Raw genomic sequence first — 16849 nt, forward strand, 5'->3', positions numbered from 1 at the left:
TCGAAGCCCTGCTTTTTCTTGTGGCAATCTAGAAAAGTACAGCCCCCTTCGACTGCCTGCTTGCAGCAGGCGCTCAGGACAGGCTTCGACAGGCTCAGGGCGAACGGTTTTTATTGGTTAAGTTACAGCGCCGCGAGCGCGTCCATTGCTTCCTGACGGCCGGTGAAGCCGGGATTGGCAACGGCCCGGCGCAGCGCCAGCTTCGCCTCTCCCTTGCGCCCGGCGGCAGCATAGGCTTGGCCCAGATGCATTTGCAGCGCGGGTGCGCCGGGGGCCAGAGCCACCGCCTTTTCCAGCAGATCGACGGTCGCCGGCCCCTTCTCGCCCGTGCGCAGCAGCACCCAGCCCAGCATGTCGGCCGTTACCGGATTGGCGGGCATCAGGCGATAAGCATGGGCAGCATAGGCGCGCGCCGATGCGCGATCGCCATTTTCGAGCGCGGCGCGGGCAAGGTCGGCCATCAGCAGCGCGTCATTATCCCCCGTTTGCGCCTGCACTGCGCGCAGCAGGCGTAGCGCGCTGCGCCAGTCCTGCGCCTGTGCAGCGACACCGGCGGCAAGGCGCTGGGCCTCCAGATCATTGGGATTTTGCGACAGGAAAAGCTGGGCCACCTGTGCGGCGCGGGCGGGATTGCCGGCGCGCGCCCAGCCGGCAGCAAGGCGCAGGGCGGCGTCGCGATCGAAGCGGATATTGGCGGCGGCCTCATAGGCGCGGACCGCTTCGCCCGTTTGCCCGGCGGCGGCCAGCGTGTCACCCAGGATCAGCCATGCGTCGGGCGCACCGGGATTGGCCCGGCCGAGCAGACGCGCCCGCGCCAGTGCATCGGCCGGCCGACCGACGCTGAGCAGCGCGCGGATATAGGGAATATTGTCGCGCGCGGTGGCGATGCTGGCCGGCGGCGCGCCATTGGCCAGAGCGGCGTCGCGCGGGCTGGCGAAGGGATCGGCAGGCGGGCGCACCGGCCATGCGGCGCGGGCGAGCATATCATCGGCCATAGCGCGATTACCCAGCGCCTCCTGCGCGCGGGCGGCCAGCGTCAGCGCATAGGGATCGGCGTCGCGCTGCGCGACCATGGGCGCAAGCATCGTGGCGGCGGCCGCGAAATCGCCATTCAGAAAATAGGCCCGGCCCAGCAGCGTGCGGGCGGTGCGGTTGTCCAGCTGGGCATCGACCAATGGGCGCAGCGTTTCGGCCGCCAGCACGGCATTGCCTTCATCCATATGCAGCACGCCGCGCAGCAAACGAGTTGCCGGTTCGCCATCGAGCCGGCCTTTGGTGCGATCGAGCAGCTTGCGGGCCAGATCATCCTCGCCGGCGCGCGCGGCCATCACCGCCTGAATCATCCAGGCGCGCGGGTTGGATGGATCGAGCGCGAGCAGGCGACGCGTGAGGCTGAGCGCTTTGCTCGCCTGCCCCGAATCGGCGAGCGTGGCGGCATATTGCTGAAGCGCGGGTACGGAGTCCGGTTCGGCCGAAAGGGCGCGGTCAAACCATGGCAGAGAGGCGATCAGGCCATATTGGGCGCGGGTGAGTTCGCCACGCAAGGCCAGCGCCTTGCCCTTGCCGGGCATCAGGGCGACGGCGCGGTCGGCGGCGACGATCGCTCCAGCCTGATCGCCGATCGCCATGCGGAAGCGGCCAAGATCGATCCAGTTTTCCGGGTCGTTGGGCGCGAGCGTCAGCGCGCGGTCGAGCGCGGCGCGGGCGGCATTGGCGTCGCCCAGCGCCAGCGTGGCGCGGGCGACGACGCGCGCGGCCGCAACGGCCGATGCTTCGGGCAGGTCGGGTGCGCCAGCCTCCCGCAGCGCGCCCTGCATGTCACCTTGCAGGAACAGCGCCTGCGCCATGACGGCGCGGGTCTGCGCTGCGGGTTGCCCCAGCGATCGCGCCCGCTGCGCTTCGGCCTGCGCACCGGGACCATCGCCCAATTCGGCCAGCGCATAGGCCTGCGCCGCACGCGCCTGCCCCGAACGGGGGCTGCCCTTGATCGCGTTCATCAGTTCGACCCGCGCGGTGCGGGCGTCGCCCCGATCGAGCGCGGCGACGCCACGGGCCAGCGCCGCGCTGCCATCGCGTTCATGCGCGCGCCATTGCCACAGGCCCGCCAGCCCAAGCAGCAGCAGGGCGCAGGCGACAATCAGGAAAATACGGGACCGGCGCATCAATTCTGCATCTGATATTGTTTGAGCAGGTCATAGAGGGTCGGCCGGCTGATCCCCAATATCTTGGCCGCGCCGGAAATATTGCCGTCGGTGCGGGCGATCGCGCGGCGAATGGCGCGGCGGTCGGCCATTTCGCGCGCGGCTTTCAGATTGACGACCTCGCCGCCATTGGCGCGGTCATCGTCCAGATCGAGATCGGCGGCAGTAATCAGCTTGCCATCGGCCATGATGACGGCGCGCTTCATGCGGTTTTCCAGCTCGCGCACATTGCCGGGCCAGCCCCATGCGTCGAGCGCGGCGAGCGCATCGGGGGCCAGCCCCTTCACCTGCGGGTTCATGTCGCGCGCGAAGCGGGTGAGGAAATGGCGCGCCAGCAGCGCCGGATCGCCCGGCCGGTCGCGCAGCGGCGGGATGCGCACGGTGATTTCGGCGAGGCGATAATAAAGATCCTCACGGAAGCTGCCCGCCGCGATCATTGCCGCCAGATCCTGATGCGTGGCGCACACGATGCGGGTATCGACGGCGATGGGCTGACGCCCGCCAATGCGTTCGATCACGCGCTCCTGAAGGAAGCGGAGCAGCTTCACTTGCAGGGGCAACGGAATGTCGCCGACTTCGTCAAGGAAGAGCGTGCCGCCCTGCGCCTGTTCGATCTTGCCGGGCGTCATCTTGATCGCGCCGGTGAAAGCGCCCTTTTCATGGCCGAACAGTTCGGATTCGAGCAAGGTTTCGGGAATCGCGGCGCAGTTGATCGCGACGAAGCCGCCGTTGCGGCGGGGGCTGGCGTCATGCAGGCCCTGCGCCAGCAATTCCTTGCCGGTGCCGCTGGCGCCCAGCAGCAGGATGGAGACGTCCGCACTCGCCACCCGCTCGATGGTGCGGGCGACCTTCATCATTTCCGGCGCGCCGGTGATCATGCGGCCGAGCACCCGGCCGTCTTCCGGCGCGGTTTCGGCAAGGCGGGCATTTTCCCGCTCCAGCGCATGGACGTGGAAGGCGCGGCGGACGATCAGGCCCAGTTCGTCAATATCGACCGGCTTCTGGTAGAAATCATAGGCGCCGCCCGAAATCGCATCGAGCGCACTTTCCCGCGCGCCATGGCCGGAGGCGACGATGATCTTGGTATCGGGTTTGATCTTGAGCATCTCCGCCAGCGTGGCGAAGCCTTCGGTCGTGCCGTCAGGATCGGGCGGCAGGCCAAGATCGAGCGTCACCACATCGGGCGTTTCGGCGCGCAGCATCTCGATCGCTTCCTGACGATCGCCGGCGATGAAAAGCTGATAATCTTCATAGGCCCAGCGCAGTTGCCGCTGAAGACCCGGATCATCCTCCACGATCAGCAATTTGGGGCGGGTGTCGCTCATCAGGCGGCTTTCTCTTTATGGTCGATATGGGGCGCCAGCGGCAGGCGCAGGGTGAATCGGCTGCCGGCGCCGGGCTTGCTTTCCACCGCGATGCAGCCGCCCATCGCCTCGGCCAGGGTGCGCGCTTCGAACGCGCCAAGGCCAAAGCCGCCCGCCTTGCTGGAGGAGAAGGGCTTGAACAGATCGCGGCGGATATATTCGGCGCTCATGCCCCGGCCCCGATCAACGATGTCGACCAGCACGTCGGCGCCATCCGTGGACAGGCGTAGTTCGACCGGACTGTCGGCCGAACTGGCGTCTATGGCGTTCTGCATCAGGTGCGCGATAATCTGTTCGACACGCGCGGGATCGGCCAGCGCCGGGGGCGCATCGCCGGTGACATGCACATCATGCTGGCGGGCGCGGGTGCGGGCCAGTTGATCGAGCAGGCTGCGCAACTGCATCGGCCGGGGTTCTTCGGGCCGCCCCTTGTTATGCTGCGACAAGCGGGCGAGCATGTCGTTCATCTTGCCCACCGATTCCCTGAGCGTCAGCACCATGTCGGCGCGAAATTCGGGATTGTCGGCGTGCCGCTCCGCATTGCGGGAAAGGAGCGACAACTGGCTGACGAGATTCTTGATGTCATGCGCGATGAAGGCGAAGCGGCGGTTGAATTCGTCGAAGCGCTGCGCATCGTCCAGCGCCTGCTGGCCCTGCGCTTCGCTGATATGGGTCGCCGCCTGCCGCCCCGCAGCGCGCAGCATGTCGAAATCCTCCCAGTCGAGCCGGCGGTCAACGGGCGGGCGGGCCAGCAGGATCGCGCCGATCAGCCGGCCATAATGGATGAGGGGGACCAAGGCCCAGGCGCGGCGATCCTCCAGCATCCAGCCGGGCAGGTCGAGCGCGCTTTCGCCGCCCTTCAGCCGGGCGAGATCGACGATCCAGCCGCTTTTTTCCAGCCGCTGCACGATGGCGGGCGATACCGGCTCGGGGGCGTCGCCGCCCCAGTTCCAGTGCGTTTCGAAGGCTAGGCCGCCCCGGTCATCCCGCAGCAACAGCATCGCGCCGGGGCTGTCCGTGATGTCGGCCACCGCCTTGGCAACGCGCTCGCCCAGCGGCGCTGCATCGTCGCCGGGGCGGCCGATCGTTTCGCCAAAGCGCATCCATTCGGTGCGATAGTCATAGCGATGCTGGAAGAAGTGCTTGGCGACCTGCACCTTCCAGAGCGCCCGGATGCGCGGCGAGGGCAGCAGCACCAGCGCGGTGACGGCCATGAAGAAAACGGCGGCGATCTCCACCAGCCGGGCATAGGGGCCAGCGATCAGTTCGATCAGCACCGCCGCCGCCGTCAGCACCGCGACATAGAGGCCCACCGCCACGATCGAAAGCGACTGAAAGGTGATCGCGCGCGACAATTGCAACCGTCCGCTCATCCCCTTGCGCAGGCCGACCGCGATCACCGGGGCGACCAGCGCCATCAGCAGCCCACGCAGCGCATAAAGTTCATTGACCCGGTTCGGCGCAAAATAGCAGATGGCGTAGAGGTTGAGATCATAGGTCCACATTGCCGCCAGCGACCCCAGCAGCAGCGCCACCCCGCCCCGCTCACGCGAGGGCCAGGCGGTGTAGAGATGATGGACCAGCAGCAGGCTGCCGATCGCGGTCATCATCCGCAGGATCAGCGAGCAAGTGAGCAGCGCGCGATGCAGATCGCTGACCGGCGACAATTGTCGCCAGACCAGATCGGTGAAGGTCTGGAGCAGGATCAACCCGGCAACGGCGACATAGACGGCGCCGACCGCCAACGTCGCGCCGCTCCGCCCGACCGGCCCGCGCCGCAGCATGACGAACAGGACCAGCAGCCAGGCGGCGTTGCGGATGCTTTCGCCAATGCCCGACAGCGGCTTCGATACGCCGCCGAAGGAGACATAGAGCGCCCAGCAGGAAGTGAGCAGCAACGCGGCGGCCAACAGGCGCGGTTCGGGCGCTTCATCGCGCCGGCGCAACAGGAAGATGCCCAGAGCAGCGAACAGCACCGCCGCCAGCGCATGGCCCCAGTCGCCGACAAATTGCAGGAGTGCGCCCATCGGCCCCTCTCCCCCCTCAGCGTGCGCCGTCGGGCCAGAGGATAACGCGCAAGGTTTGAAGCAGGATCAGCAGATCAAGGAAGGGCGTGTAATTTTTGGCGTAGTAGAGATCATATTCCAGCTTGTGCCGGGCATCCTCCAGCGATGCGCCATAGGGATAGTTGATCTGCGCCCAGCCGGTAATGCCGGGCTTCACCATATGGCGTTCGGCATAATAGCGCAGCTGCTGCTCCAGATCCTCGACGAACTGGCGGCGTTCGGGACGCGGGCCGACGAAGCTCATCTCGCCTTTCAGCACGGTCCATGTCTGGGGCAGTTCATCAATGCGCAACTTGCGCAGCCAATAGCCAAGACGGGTGATGCGGGGGTCGTCCTTTTCCGCCCAGACAGCCTTGCCATTGACTTCCGCATCGAGGCGCATCGTGCGCAGCTTGATGATCCAAAATTCCTGACCATAGAGGCCCACGCGCTGCTGGCGGTAGAAAGCCGGCCCCTTGCTGTCGAGCTTCACCAATATGGCGGCGAGCAGGATGACCGGTCCGGTGAGCGCGAGCAGGATGGAACTGGCGATAACGTCGAAAAGGCGTTTGGCCATGCTCGACAGGCGGCGGCCAGCGGAGAAACCGTCGGAAAAGATCAGCCAGCTGGGATTGACGCTGGCGAGGTCCACGCGGCCTGTCTCCCGCTCCAGGAAGGTGGACAGATCGTTGACATGAACCCCCGTCGTCTTGATGCGCAGCAGGTCGGCCATGGGAATGGCGTTGCGACGTTCCTCCAGCGCCAGCACGACTTCGCTGGCGTTCAGCCGGACGACGAAATCGGACAGGTTGAACACGGCGTCGCGGTTGATCGCTTCGGGGATGACCTGCGGCCCGTCATTCATGGCGATGAAGCCGACGACGAGAAAACCGGCGCCGCGCTTATGCTCCAGTTCCTTGATCCGATTGGCGCGGTTGCCGGCACCCAGCACGACCAGCCGGCGCTTGAAGGCTTCGCCGCCCAGGATCGACCCCAGCAGCAGGCGCACAATCACCAGCAAGCCCAGAGCCAGCCCCATGGCGTAAAGCGAATTGGATCGCCATAGCGTCATGCCCGGCAGCAGGAAGTAGATGACCGACAGGAAGATGACACCCAGCGATACGGCCACCAGCAGGCGCGCGAAGGCAAATCGGATCGACTGAAGCGATTCCACGCCATAGACGCCGACGGCAATCATCGCGGTCTGGATCGCGATCGCGAAGCTGAGCAACGGCCCCATGCGCGTGGAGATATGATCGACATCCATGCCGATCTGATGCGCGCGCAAAATCCAGCCGCCTTCCGCAGCGCCCAGCATCAGCAGAAAATCAAGCAGCCCCAGCAGCAGCACCGCATGCGGCACATAATGTTTGAACAACCTGATCATCGTCACGCACGCCCTGTTGGCGGCCGGACTGGCGCGCCTCCTTCGAATCGGATGCGCCTTACAATGAATGTAAGATAATCCGACAGTGCATGCACCCTGCCGAAAAAAGGCAAAGAAATGCTGAATGATCCGTCACGCCGGCGCGATCATTTCCTATTTGAGGCAGATCAGTTCTGATTCCGGAGCGCGTCCGCCGCATTTTTCGCCGCGTCGCCAACGACCCGAGCGGCATCGTCAACCGAACCGGCCGCTTCTGTCACCGCGTCCGCCTGACGGTCTTCGCGCCGGTCATTGGTCAGATAGAAAAAGCCGATGGCAAGAATGAGCGCAAGGGCGACGAGCGCAAACACCACGCCGCTGCCACGCGAGCGTTCCACCACGGACCTGTCCGGGGCATCACCCCGTTGCGAGGAAAAAGGTTCCTCAACCATGACCATCTCCTTGTCCATGCATAACGGTCGGCAGGACAAGACTGTTCCGGTCATTCCTCGTCGTCAGTTCCGGCAATGCGCCCGCGGCTCAAGCGATCGACATCGTCCATAATCTCATCGAGAACAGCGGTATCGGTGGTTTCCTGACTGCGGCGGGACGGCAAGTCGCCATTTTCCAAAATCTGCTCCAGCGCGGCGCGACCGCGCGCGACGCGGCTCTTGATCGTGCCGACCGCCACACCACAGATTTCGGCTGCCTCTTCATAAGCGAAGCCGCCGGCGCCGACCAGAATCAGCGCCTCGCGCTGGGGCTGGGGCAATTGCAGCAGCGCGCGCTGCATGTCCGACAGTTCGACATGCTTGTCCTGACCGGCCGGCGCGGCAAGGATGCGATCCGCAGTCAGATCATCCCAGTCGCCGCGGAAGCGCGAACGGCGCATCTGCGAGAGATAATGGTTGCGCAGGATGATGAAGGTCCAGGCGCGCATGTTGGTCCCGGCCTGAAACCGGGCGCGGGCCGCCCACGCCTTTAGCAGGGTTTCCTGCACCAGATCATCGGCCAGATCCCGGTTGCCGGACAGCGACCGGCCAAAGGCGCGCAAATGGGGAATGACCGCCGCCAGTTCCCGTTTGAAATCCGAATCGGAAAGCGCAGCGCGCTCTTCCATTCCGCCGACATCGCCAACGGCTTCATCCATGGGTTCCATCCCCGTGTCCGCAACCGCCTTCGCCGCGTGAATCGACGTCGTCAAAGCCATATGTGCGCCCGTACCCTAAACCGTTTATGACCAAAGACCAATTCCTGCGTCCGCCATCCACTCCCTGGAAGAACCGGGGACGATGCCGTCAGCGCCATAGCACCAGCAACATCGCGATAATGGCCAACACCATGGATATGCCCAGAACATAACGCACAATGTGCGGCGTGCTCCCGGCACGAGCTTCATCGGCAGCAATATGCTTCTCCGGTTCCGCCATGGCCCTTCTCCCAATCGTTACGCATCATTAACGCAGCGTTGGGATCAGGGTTCCGTGCCTTTGTCAGATCACCGCCAATCAGGCGGGCGCCGTCGCCTCATCAAAGAACAGCGCCTGCGAAATGGCGGCCTTCACCGTGGACCGCTGGAACGGCTTGGTGATGAGGAAGGTCGGTTCAGGACGTTCGCCGGTGAGCAGCCGTTCCGGGAAGGCAGTAATGAAGATGACCGGCACCGAAAATTCGGCGAGAATATCCTTCACCGCATCTATGCCGCTGCTGTCGTCGGCAAGCTGGATATCCGCCAGCACAAGCCCCGGCCGGTCGGCCAGCGCTTCGCGCACCGCATCCTCGCGGGTCACGGCGATGGCGGTGACGTCATGACCCAGATCACGCACGATGGTTTCGATGTCCATCGCGATGATCGGCTCATCTTCGATGATCAGCACCTTGGCGCGGGTCTGCGCCTCGATCTCGCTCAGCGCTTCTTCGACCAGCGCTTCCACTTCGCCGGCGTCCATATCAATCAGATAGGATACGTCGTCGATGGTGAAGCCTTCGAGCGCGGTCAGCAGCAACGCCTGGCGCGGCAGCGGCGTCAGGCGGGCGAGGCGCGCCTGAGCGATGGCTTCGCGACCGCCGCCGGACGCAGCGGGCACATCTTCCAGATGTGCTGACGACCAGATGGCGTGAAAGGTGCGATAAAGGCCCAGTCGCGGATCAACGTCGGTCGGAAATTCTTCCGGCGCCGCGACGATCGCCTCCAGCGCGGCGCGCACATAGGCGTCGCCATGCCCCTGGCTGCCCGTAAGGGCGCGGGCATAGCGCCGCAAAAACGGCAGATGGGGGTGCAGTTGCTGTCCAAGCGACATCGTCAAATCGTCTCCCTGCCCGAACCGGGCGTCCTTGTCCCGAAGCATCGGCGTTCGCAGGAAGGATGGAATGTCCATGCCATATTGGCAAGCCCCCGTCCCCCCATCGCCGCCTCATGCCGGTCGGCGCAAAAAATGCTTCGGATTGCGGAACCATCGACCACCCGATTTGTTTCGCATCCATATGGTTTTTTTGGGCGATATCGTGATTTTCCTGGAAACATCGCGCAGCGCTGAATTGACGTCATGACAAAATCCCGCAAATACGGGCTGGCGGGCGTGACACAGATGGTTGCAGAGGGGCTGATTTTGGTTTCTTCAACGACGGAGCGGGGCGTGGCCGACGACAGCAAGGATGCCGGCCTGACCGTTCCACAAACCCAGACGAAGGCTGCGCCTGCCGCACGCAAGCGCCGGTCCGCCGCCGCCGCAAAGGAAGAAGGACAAGTGTCGCAGGCTCTGCGCACCGTCTATCAGAAAGCGGTAGACGAAGATATTCCGTCCGAAATGCTGGACCTGTTGAGCAAGCTGGACTGACGCGATCATGAACGGGGGCAGCCTTCCTCCGGCAGCCCGCTCCCTGACAGAGCCTCTGCTGCGATATTTTCGGTCCACCGGCGTCAAGATGTTCCTCATCCTGACGCTGGCCCTGCTTCCGTTGGGACTGATCGCCCTTGTCGCGTCGTTGCAGGCGATCCGCACCGCCGATCTGGAAAAGGAAGCGTTGCTGCGCGTCGCCGTGACGCAAAGCGCGCGCAAGCTGACCGCAGATCTTCAGTCCGATCGCACCGCACTGGAACTGACCGCCAATGCGCTGGCGAATAATGCCGCCGATCCGGGCATGTGCAAAAGGCTGGGATTCTTTCTGACGTCGCATGATGTGGATGGCGGGCGCTTCTTCATCTATGATCGGTCCGGCCGGCGGCTGTGCCAGTCCGATGACGATGAACCGGCGGGAATCGCTGCATCCGCCCGCTTCGACCGCAAGATCGCCGAACTTCTTCCCGCGTCCCACTCCCTGGTGAGCCGGGTCCGCAGCAAGGATGGCCGGGTTGTGGCGCTCGCTTATTATTCGCGCGCGCATCTGGAAAGCATCGCCGATCCCGCCACGGCGCTGCAAAATCGGCAACTCAGCCTGCGTCAGGGCGACAGGACGCTGATCGTCAGCCGATCGGGCGCCACCGTCCAGGGCCATATGGAAAGCCTGTCGGCCCGGCTCGATCCGCCGGATATTCTGCTGACCATGTCCGTGCGCGATCCCCCCGCGACGGTGGCGCGCCTGCTGTCGCTGTTCCTGCCGCTGGTCATGTGGTTCGCCGCTGCGGCCATCGGCTGGCTGGTCGTCAACCGGCTGCTGATCCGTCCGCTGGTGCTGCTGCGCCGCGTCGTCGCCGCCTATGAGCCGGGCGCCGTGCTGGAACCGATGCAGAAGGTGCGCACGCCCGCGCAGGAAATCATGGCGCTGGGCGAGACATTCCGTGAAATCAGCGAGGATGTCGCCACGCACGAGGCTGAAATGGCCGAGGGGCTGGAAACGCAGCGCAAGCTGACCCGCGAAGTGCACCACCGGGTAAAAAACAATCTTCAGATCATCGCCAGCCTGATCAGCCTGCACGCGCGGTCCGCCCATGAAGCCGAAGCGATAGAAGCCTATGCCTCCATCCAGCGCCGCGTGGACGCGCTGTCGGTGGTGCATCGCAATCATTTTGCCGAACTGGAGGAAAATCGCGGCGTGGGCGTGCGCCCGCTGATCAGCGAATTGTCCGCCAGCCTGCGCGGCACCGCCCCGGCCCAGGCGCGCCGTTTCGCCATCCAGATCGAAAGCGACAATCTGCACATCGGTCAGGACGTGGCGGTGCCCGTCGCCTTCCTGATCACCGAACTGGTCGAACTCGCGATGGTGCTGGCGCCGCAGGGGACGATGCGGATTTCGGTGCAGCAGGACGGCGAGCGCGCCGACCGCGCGCTGCTGAGCGTCCAGTCCGGCGGCCTGCGCACGTCCGAGCGGATGACCGAATTGCTGGGCGAACGCTATGGCCGGGTGCTGACCGGCCTGTCGCGCCAGTTGCGCGCACCGCTGGATCATGATGGCGATGCGGGCCGCTACAGCATCGCCATCACGGTTATTCCCTGATCGTCTTCAGACGCGCTGATAGTCGCGACGGAAATCGGCGGTGAAGCTCGACAGCGTGCCGGCGGCGATATTGTCGCGCAGGCCCTGCATCAGTTCCTGATAGAAGTGAATATTGTGCTGGGTCATCAGCATCGCGCCCAGCATCTCGCCCGCCTTCACCAGATGATGGAGATAGGCGCGGCTCCAGGTCGCGCAGACCGGGCAGCCGCAGCGCGGATCGAGCGGACCCATATCCTCATTGAACTTGGCGTTGCGGATGTTGAGCGGACCGGCCCAGGTGAAGGCCTGTCCATTGCGGCCAGACCGGGTCGGCAGCACGCAATCGAACATGTCGATGCCGCGTTCCACCGCGCCGACAATGTCGTCGGGCTTGCCCACGCCCATCAGATAGCGAGGCTTGTCCTGCGGCAGCATGTCGGGCGCGAAGTCGAGCGTGGCGAACATCGCCTCCTGCCCCTCGCCCACCGCCAGACCGCCGACGGCATAACCGTCAAAGCCGACCTCGATCAGCTTTTCCGCAGAGATACGACGCAGATTTTCATCCAGCGACCCCTGCTGGATGCCGAACAGGGCGGCGCGTTCGGCATGCTCGCCGCCGGCGTCGAAACCGTCGCGCGATCGCTTCGCCCAACGCATCGATCGCTCCATCGACCTGGCGGCTTCATCATGAGTACAGCCGTTTTTGGTGCATTCGTCAAAGGCCATGACGATGTCGCTGTCCAGCAGGCGCTGGATTTCCATCGACCGTTCGGGGGTCAGCATATGCTTCGACCCGTCAATATGACTGGAGAAGGCGACCCCCTCCTCGCTCATCTTGGTCAGTGCGGACAGGCTCATCACCTGATAGCCGCCGCTGTCGGTCAGGATCGGCCGGTCCCATCCCATGAAGCCATGAAGGCCGCCAAGGCGGGCCATGCGTTCCGCGCCGGGGCGCAGCATCAGATGATAGGTGTTGCCCAAAATGATGTCCGCGCCGGTCGCGCGCACTTCGGCCGGGCGCATCGCCTTGACGGTGGCGGCGGTGCCCACCGGCATGAAGGCTGGCGTGCGGATTTCGCCGCGGCGCATCTGGATCGCGCCGGTGCGCGCCTTCCCATCGGTGGCGCTGATGGCGAAGGAAAAACGGGGTCTAGTCATGTCCCGCGCTCTAGGGGCGAACGCGGCCGGACACAAGGATCAGGGGAATTGGCGGGGCTCAGCCCGCCTTGCGGACGCCTTCGAACAGGGCCATCGCATCGATGTTGAAGCCTTCAAGCCGGCGATAGGGGCCGATGAAGCGCAGGCAGTCGGCCGAAAGGCGCAGCGGCCAGGGTTCGCCCTGTTCATCATGCAGGCCAAGGGTGACGCGGGGAGAGTGCGAACGTCGATCGGTCATGCCCATGATCATAATTAACAAAGGTTAACAAAGACCTGCGCGATCAGTTTTACAAATGTACAAAAGCGTCTTTTGTGGCATAACCGCCACAGCCTGTCCGCAACGCCATAGTTTGCGGCGACCTCCTTGCAACAGTTAACCATAAAAATGGTTAACGCCCTGTCAATATATGGGCGGTTGATTGCATGCTGCCTGCAAGCCTGTTCTGCTCATGCGAAATAGGAAAACGGGGTCGCACATGATTGATTCAGGACGGTTTAATCCGGCGCGGGACGATGTCGAGGCTGCGGACGAAAACCATTTCGTCGACGCTGGCGACCATCCGCCCCTGGCCGATACGGAAACGCCACTGGCCACCGCCTTTCGCCAGTCGACCTTGTTCGACCTGGGGCAGATTGACGTGCGCTGGGAAGAGGAATTGGGAACGCTCTGGGCGTTCATGACGCCGCTGGAGCGGCCCAACAGCAATATGGGCCTGATTCGCGACACGATGGCATGGCAACGGGAAAGCCGCCGCGTCTTCGCCGACCGGGACGGCGTGCTCAAATTCATGGTGCTGGGATCGCGCTTTCCCGGCGTGTTCAACCTGGGCGGCGACCTGGAGATGTTTGCCGAGTGCATCCAGCGGCGCGACCGGGAGACGCTGTTGAAATATGGCGTCGCCTGTTGCGAGATCGTCGATCGCATCTGGCACTGCAACGACATGAACATCATCAATATCGGCCTGGCGCAGGGCGACGCGCTGGGCGGCGGACTGGAAGCGCTGATGTGTTTCGACGTCATCATCGCCGAACGGCAGGCGCGCTTCGGATTGCCCGAAGTGTTGTTTGGCCTGTTCCCCGGCATGGGCGCCTATTCGATCCTGCAACGGCGGGTCGGGCCGGTCATGGCGCGCCAGATGATCGCTGAAGGCCGCATCTATAGTGCGGACGAAATGTATGAGATGGGCATCGTCACCCAGGTGGTCGACACTGGCACGGGCGAAGCGGCGACCGCGCAGTGGATCAAAGATCATGCCGCGCATCATGCCGGCTATGTCGGGATCAATCGCGCGGGCCGGCGGGTCAATCCGATGACGCTGACCGAACTGACCGACATTGTCGAAATGTGGACCGAAACCGCCCTGTCGCTGTCTGACCGCGACCTGCGGATGATGCGCCGGCTGGCCGCAGCCCAGACCCGGCTGCGCGGCTGAAACGACGAGGATCAGGCCCGGCGGCGGCTGGGCCGCATCGGTTCGGGCCGCTCCGCCCCTTCCAGCGGCCCGGCGGCGATCAGATCCGCGATCCTGTCGCGCGGGACAGGCCGGCTGAACAGATAGCCCTGAACATTGGTGAAGCCCGCTTCGCGCGCATGGGCGAGCTGGTCCTGCGTTTCGATGCCTTCCGCCACGGTGTCCATCGCCAGATCGCGGGCCAGATTGCCGATCGCGCGCACGATCGCGCGATCCTCCGCATTGGCGCTGACCCCTGCCATGAAGCTCTGGTCGATCTTGAGCGTGTCGAAGCGATAGGAGCGCAAATAGGAGAGCGAACTGTAGCCGGTGCCGAAATCGTCGAGCGCTAGCCGCAGGCCGATCCGCTGCAATTCGCGCAGGACGGCGTTGGTCTGGCCGCTATCGTCCAGGAAGATGGATTCGGTGACTTCCAGCTCCAGCTGCCGCGCGGACAGGCCCGATTCCAGCAAGGCTGCGATGACATTGGCCGGCAATTCGTTGGATTTGAGCGAGGCGGGTGAAATGTTGATCGCGATCCGCACGTCGCCGGGCCAGGAGGCCGCGGCAGCGCAGGCTTCGCGCAACACCCAGCCTGTCATCGCCTCGATCATGCCCATCCCCTCCGCAATGGGGATGAATTCGGACGGCGGGATCGGCCCCAGCACCGGATGGTCCCAGCGCAGCAGCGCTTCGCACGCATCGATGCGGCCGCTTTCCAGATCTACGATCGGCTGGAACAGCAGCTTGAGTTCGCCGCCGTCGAGCGCGCGGCGCAGGCCCGTCTCAATCTCGTGCACGCGGTTGAAGCGTTCTTTCAGCGACCAGTTGAAGCTGGCGGCGCGGTTGCGCCCCTGCCCCTTCGCCTCATAGAGGGCAAGGTCGGCATGCTGCATCAGTTCGTCCATGTCGCGGCCGTCCTGTGGCGCGACGGCGTAGCCGATGGAGGCCGTGACCTGGAGATGATTGTCGCTGAGATCGAAGCCATGGGCGAAGTAGGAGATGATTTCCTGCGCCAGCGCAGACGCGGTCACGCGGTCCATGTCCGGGCAGATGATGACGAATTCGTCCCCCCCGAAGCGGGCGATCCGCCCCCTGCCCTGCACCACTTCGGTCAGTCGTTCGGCCACGCCGCGCAGCAACTGATCGCCGACCATATGGCCAAGCGAATCGTTGATTTCCTTGAAGCGGTCGACATCCATCCACAGGATGGTGACGGCGTCGTTGCGCTTTTGATTGGTGTCGAAAATCTCGCGCAGGCGCATTTGCATCGCCATGCGGTTTTCCAGACCCGTCAGGCTGTCGAAACGGGCCAGCCGTTCGAACTTTTCCGCCAGCAGCGACTTGTCCCGCCGGCCGACAAGCGCCTGCACGACGATGCGGTGAATAGTGGAGCTGATTTCCGCCAGCCCCAGCACCATCATCACCATGGCGACCGAAAGCACGCGGTAGCCGGTCGATCCCTGAAGCCACAAGCCCGTCGCGGTCGGCAGCAGGGTGAGGCACACCTGTCCGATCGCAATCTGCACGCGGCCGGCGTTGCGACCGGAAATGCCGCCGGCATAGCCGGTCGCCATCGACACGCTGAGCATGTGCGTCACCGGATCGCGCGATCCCAGCAGGGTGACGAAGGCCATCAGACCGAGCAGCCCGGAATAGCCCCAAGCGCCCAGTTCGTAGATGAGTTCCCAGCTGCGCGAGGCGACCGCCGTACCGCGCACCAGCTGGCGGTGGAAGAAGACGGCGGAAATCACCCGCAGCGTGGCGACGACGCACAGCGCCAGCACAACCAGCTGGATCGGCCCCGGCGCCGACAGGCTGCTGATGACGATGCCGACCGCAACGCCGGTGACTGCGCCGATCGTCAGCGAAGTGGGCGAAGCATAGAGCGATTCGACAAGGCTGCGACGCACGTCTGCATCATGCGCCGAAGGCGGCACACGGCGTCTGTCCAGCAATGTCCTTAATCTGCGCAATTCCGGTTCTCCGGTTCCCGTCCCGCTACCTCGCATTTTCGATTTATCATTCGGTTAACATTATGACCGGGCGGGAGCGTAGCGGGACTGTCTTGCATCGCCACGGCGCGCTGATAACGCGGGATCGTTTCGCCCTCGACCCGACAGGAAACCACTGACATGCATCCGCTCGATCGCCCTGTATGGAATGCCCTCAACAGCGGATGGTCCACGCTGGCGGAGGGGGACGCCCATGCTCTGCGCCTGGAGCCGGGCCATGGCCCCTTTGCCGCGCCGGCCGATAGCAGGCCGACCGCGCTGGCCGCGCTGGCCGACCTGATCCCCGCCGAGGGCGAAATCTGGATGGTGGGGCGCGAGGCCGACATTGCGCCGGCCAATATGACCCTGTCCCGCAGCGCGATGCTGGCGCAGATGGTTGCGCCCTCCATCCGCGCCGGGGACGGGACGGAGCCGGACTGGACGCCATTGGGCGACGAGGATGCGGCGGAGATGCTGGAACTGGCGCTGCTGACCAAGCCCGGACCTTTCCGCGCCAGCACGCATCGGCTGGGGCGCTTCATCGGCGTGCGCGATGGGGGCAAGCTGGTCGCGATGGCGGGCGAGCGGATGCGGATGCCCGGTTTCACCGAAGTGAGCGGAGTGTGCACCCATCCCGACTGGCGCGGGCGCGGCTATGCCGGGGCGCTGATGCGGGTGGTGATGCAGGCGATGCTGGACCGGGGCGAGACGCCCTTCCTCCACGCCTATGCCAGCCATGACAAGACGATCGCGCTGTATCGGACTTTGGGGTTCGAGATGCGGGCGACTTTACCGATGCTGGTGCTGACGCAGCGCGACTGATCGCAAGACTCTTCCGTGTCGAGTATCATGAGTCA

General features: G+C 64.5%; 15 protein-coding genes. 4 read left to right on the plus strand and 11 right to left on the minus strand.

From position 1 onward, the window contains the following. Positions 1–122: 122 nt before the first annotated feature. The 8 genes from ACFOKF_RS12560 to ACFOKF_RS12595 form a co-directional block, all read right to left on the minus strand. On the minus strand, positions 123–2162 hold the full coding sequence (locus ACFOKF_RS12560) for a tetratricopeptide repeat protein (RefSeq protein ID WP_380796020.1): 2040 nt from the start codon (positions 2160–2162) through the stop codon (positions 123–125). Further along, positions 2162–3526: a PEP-CTERM-box response regulator transcription factor gene (gene prsR / locus ACFOKF_RS12565; RefSeq protein ID WP_380796021.1), complete on the minus strand. Its 1365-nt coding sequence runs from the start codon at positions 3524–3526 to the stop codon at positions 2162–2164. The genes ACFOKF_RS12560 and prsR overlap by 1 nt, the downstream gene beginning before the upstream one ends. Further along, entirely contained in the window at positions 3526–5592 is a 2067-nt protein-coding gene (prsK, locus tag ACFOKF_RS12570) for an XrtA/PEP-CTERM system histidine kinase PrsK (RefSeq protein WP_380796023.1), read from the minus strand. Before prsK ends, prsR begins: the two co-directional genes overlap by 1 nt. Before the next feature lie 16 nt (positions 5593–5608). Further along, positions 5609–6997: a TIGR03013 family XrtA/PEP-CTERM system glycosyltransferase gene (locus ACFOKF_RS12575; protein ID WP_380797781.1), complete on the minus strand. Its 1389-nt coding sequence runs from the start codon at positions 6995–6997 to the stop codon at positions 5609–5611. Between the two features lie 167 nt (positions 6998–7164). Further along, the gene (locus ACFOKF_RS12580) at positions 7165–7428 is read right to left on the minus strand and encodes a hypothetical protein (protein WP_380797782.1); all 264 of its coding nucleotides are present in this window, start codon (positions 7426–7428) and stop codon (positions 7165–7167) included. 50 nt (positions 7429–7478) lie between these two features. After that, positions 7479–8126 (minus strand): sigma-70 family RNA polymerase sigma factor, encoded by a 648-nt coding sequence (locus ACFOKF_RS12585; protein WP_380796024.1) that lies wholly within the window; start codon positions 8124–8126, stop codon positions 7479–7481. Positions 8127–8274: 148 nt separating this feature from the next. Then, on the minus strand, positions 8275–8406 hold the full coding sequence (locus ACFOKF_RS12590) for a hypothetical protein (RefSeq protein ID WP_380796025.1): 132 nt from the start codon (positions 8404–8406) through the stop codon (positions 8275–8277). A gap of 78 nt (positions 8407–8484) precedes the next feature. Further along, on the minus strand, positions 8485–9276 hold the full coding sequence (locus ACFOKF_RS12595) for a response regulator (RefSeq protein WP_380797783.1): 792 nt from the start codon (positions 9274–9276) through the stop codon (positions 8485–8487). A gap of 246 nt (positions 9277–9522) precedes the next feature. On the opposite strand from ACFOKF_RS12595, the gene ACFOKF_RS12600 reads away from it, so the two are divergent. Together ACFOKF_RS12600 and ACFOKF_RS12605 are read left to right on the plus strand one after the other, a co-directional pair. Beyond that, the gene (locus ACFOKF_RS12600) at positions 9523–9813 is read left to right on the plus strand and encodes a NepR family anti-sigma factor (RefSeq protein WP_380796026.1); all 291 of its coding nucleotides are present in this window, start codon (positions 9523–9525) and stop codon (positions 9811–9813) included. A gap of 88 nt (positions 9814–9901) precedes the next feature. Continuing rightward, a complete protein-coding gene (locus tag ACFOKF_RS12605; protein WP_380796028.1) occupies positions 9902–11410 on the plus strand; it encodes a sensor histidine kinase in 1509 nt (502 codons plus the stop codon). Positions 11411–11416: 6 nt separating this feature from the next. Here the strand turns inward: ACFOKF_RS12605 and tgt are convergent, their stop codons facing one another. Both tgt and ACFOKF_RS12615 read right to left on the minus strand, forming a co-directional pair. Beyond that, positions 11417–12547, minus strand: a complete 1131-nt coding sequence (gene tgt / locus ACFOKF_RS12610) for a tRNA guanosine(34) transglycosylase Tgt (protein ID WP_380796029.1) — start codon at positions 12545–12547, stop codon at positions 11417–11419. A 58-nt stretch (positions 12548–12605) separates the two neighbouring features. Next, positions 12606–12785 (minus strand): hypothetical protein, encoded by a 180-nt coding sequence (locus ACFOKF_RS12615; RefSeq protein ID WP_380796030.1) that lies wholly within the window; start codon positions 12783–12785, stop codon positions 12606–12608. A gap of 238 nt (positions 12786–13023) precedes the next feature. On the opposite strand from ACFOKF_RS12615, the gene ACFOKF_RS12620 reads away from it, so the two are divergent. Then, positions 13024–13980 (plus strand): crotonase/enoyl-CoA hydratase family protein, encoded by a 957-nt coding sequence (locus tag ACFOKF_RS12620; protein WP_380796031.1) that lies wholly within the window; start codon positions 13024–13026, stop codon positions 13978–13980. An 11-nt stretch (positions 13981–13991) separates the two neighbouring features. On the opposite strand, the gene ACFOKF_RS12625 is transcribed toward ACFOKF_RS12620, so the two are convergent. Beyond that, positions 13992–16010 carry a putative bifunctional diguanylate cyclase/phosphodiesterase gene (locus ACFOKF_RS12625; protein ID WP_380796033.1) on the minus strand — a complete coding sequence of 673 codons (2019 nt, stop codon included), beginning with the start codon at positions 16008–16010 and terminating at the stop codon, positions 13992–13994. A 123-nt stretch (positions 16011–16133) separates the two neighbouring features. Here ACFOKF_RS12625 and ACFOKF_RS12630 point away from each other — a divergent pair, with 123 nt between their 5' ends. Then, positions 16134–16814 (plus strand): GNAT family N-acetyltransferase, encoded by a 681-nt coding sequence (locus ACFOKF_RS12630; RefSeq protein WP_380796034.1) that lies wholly within the window; start codon positions 16134–16136, stop codon positions 16812–16814. Positions 16815–16849 lie beyond the last annotated feature (35 nt).

This window comes from Sphingobium rhizovicinum (genome assembly GCF_042647625.1).
Lineage (GTDB): Bacteria > Pseudomonadota > Alphaproteobacteria > Sphingomonadales > Sphingomonadaceae > Sphingobium > Sphingobium rhizovicinum.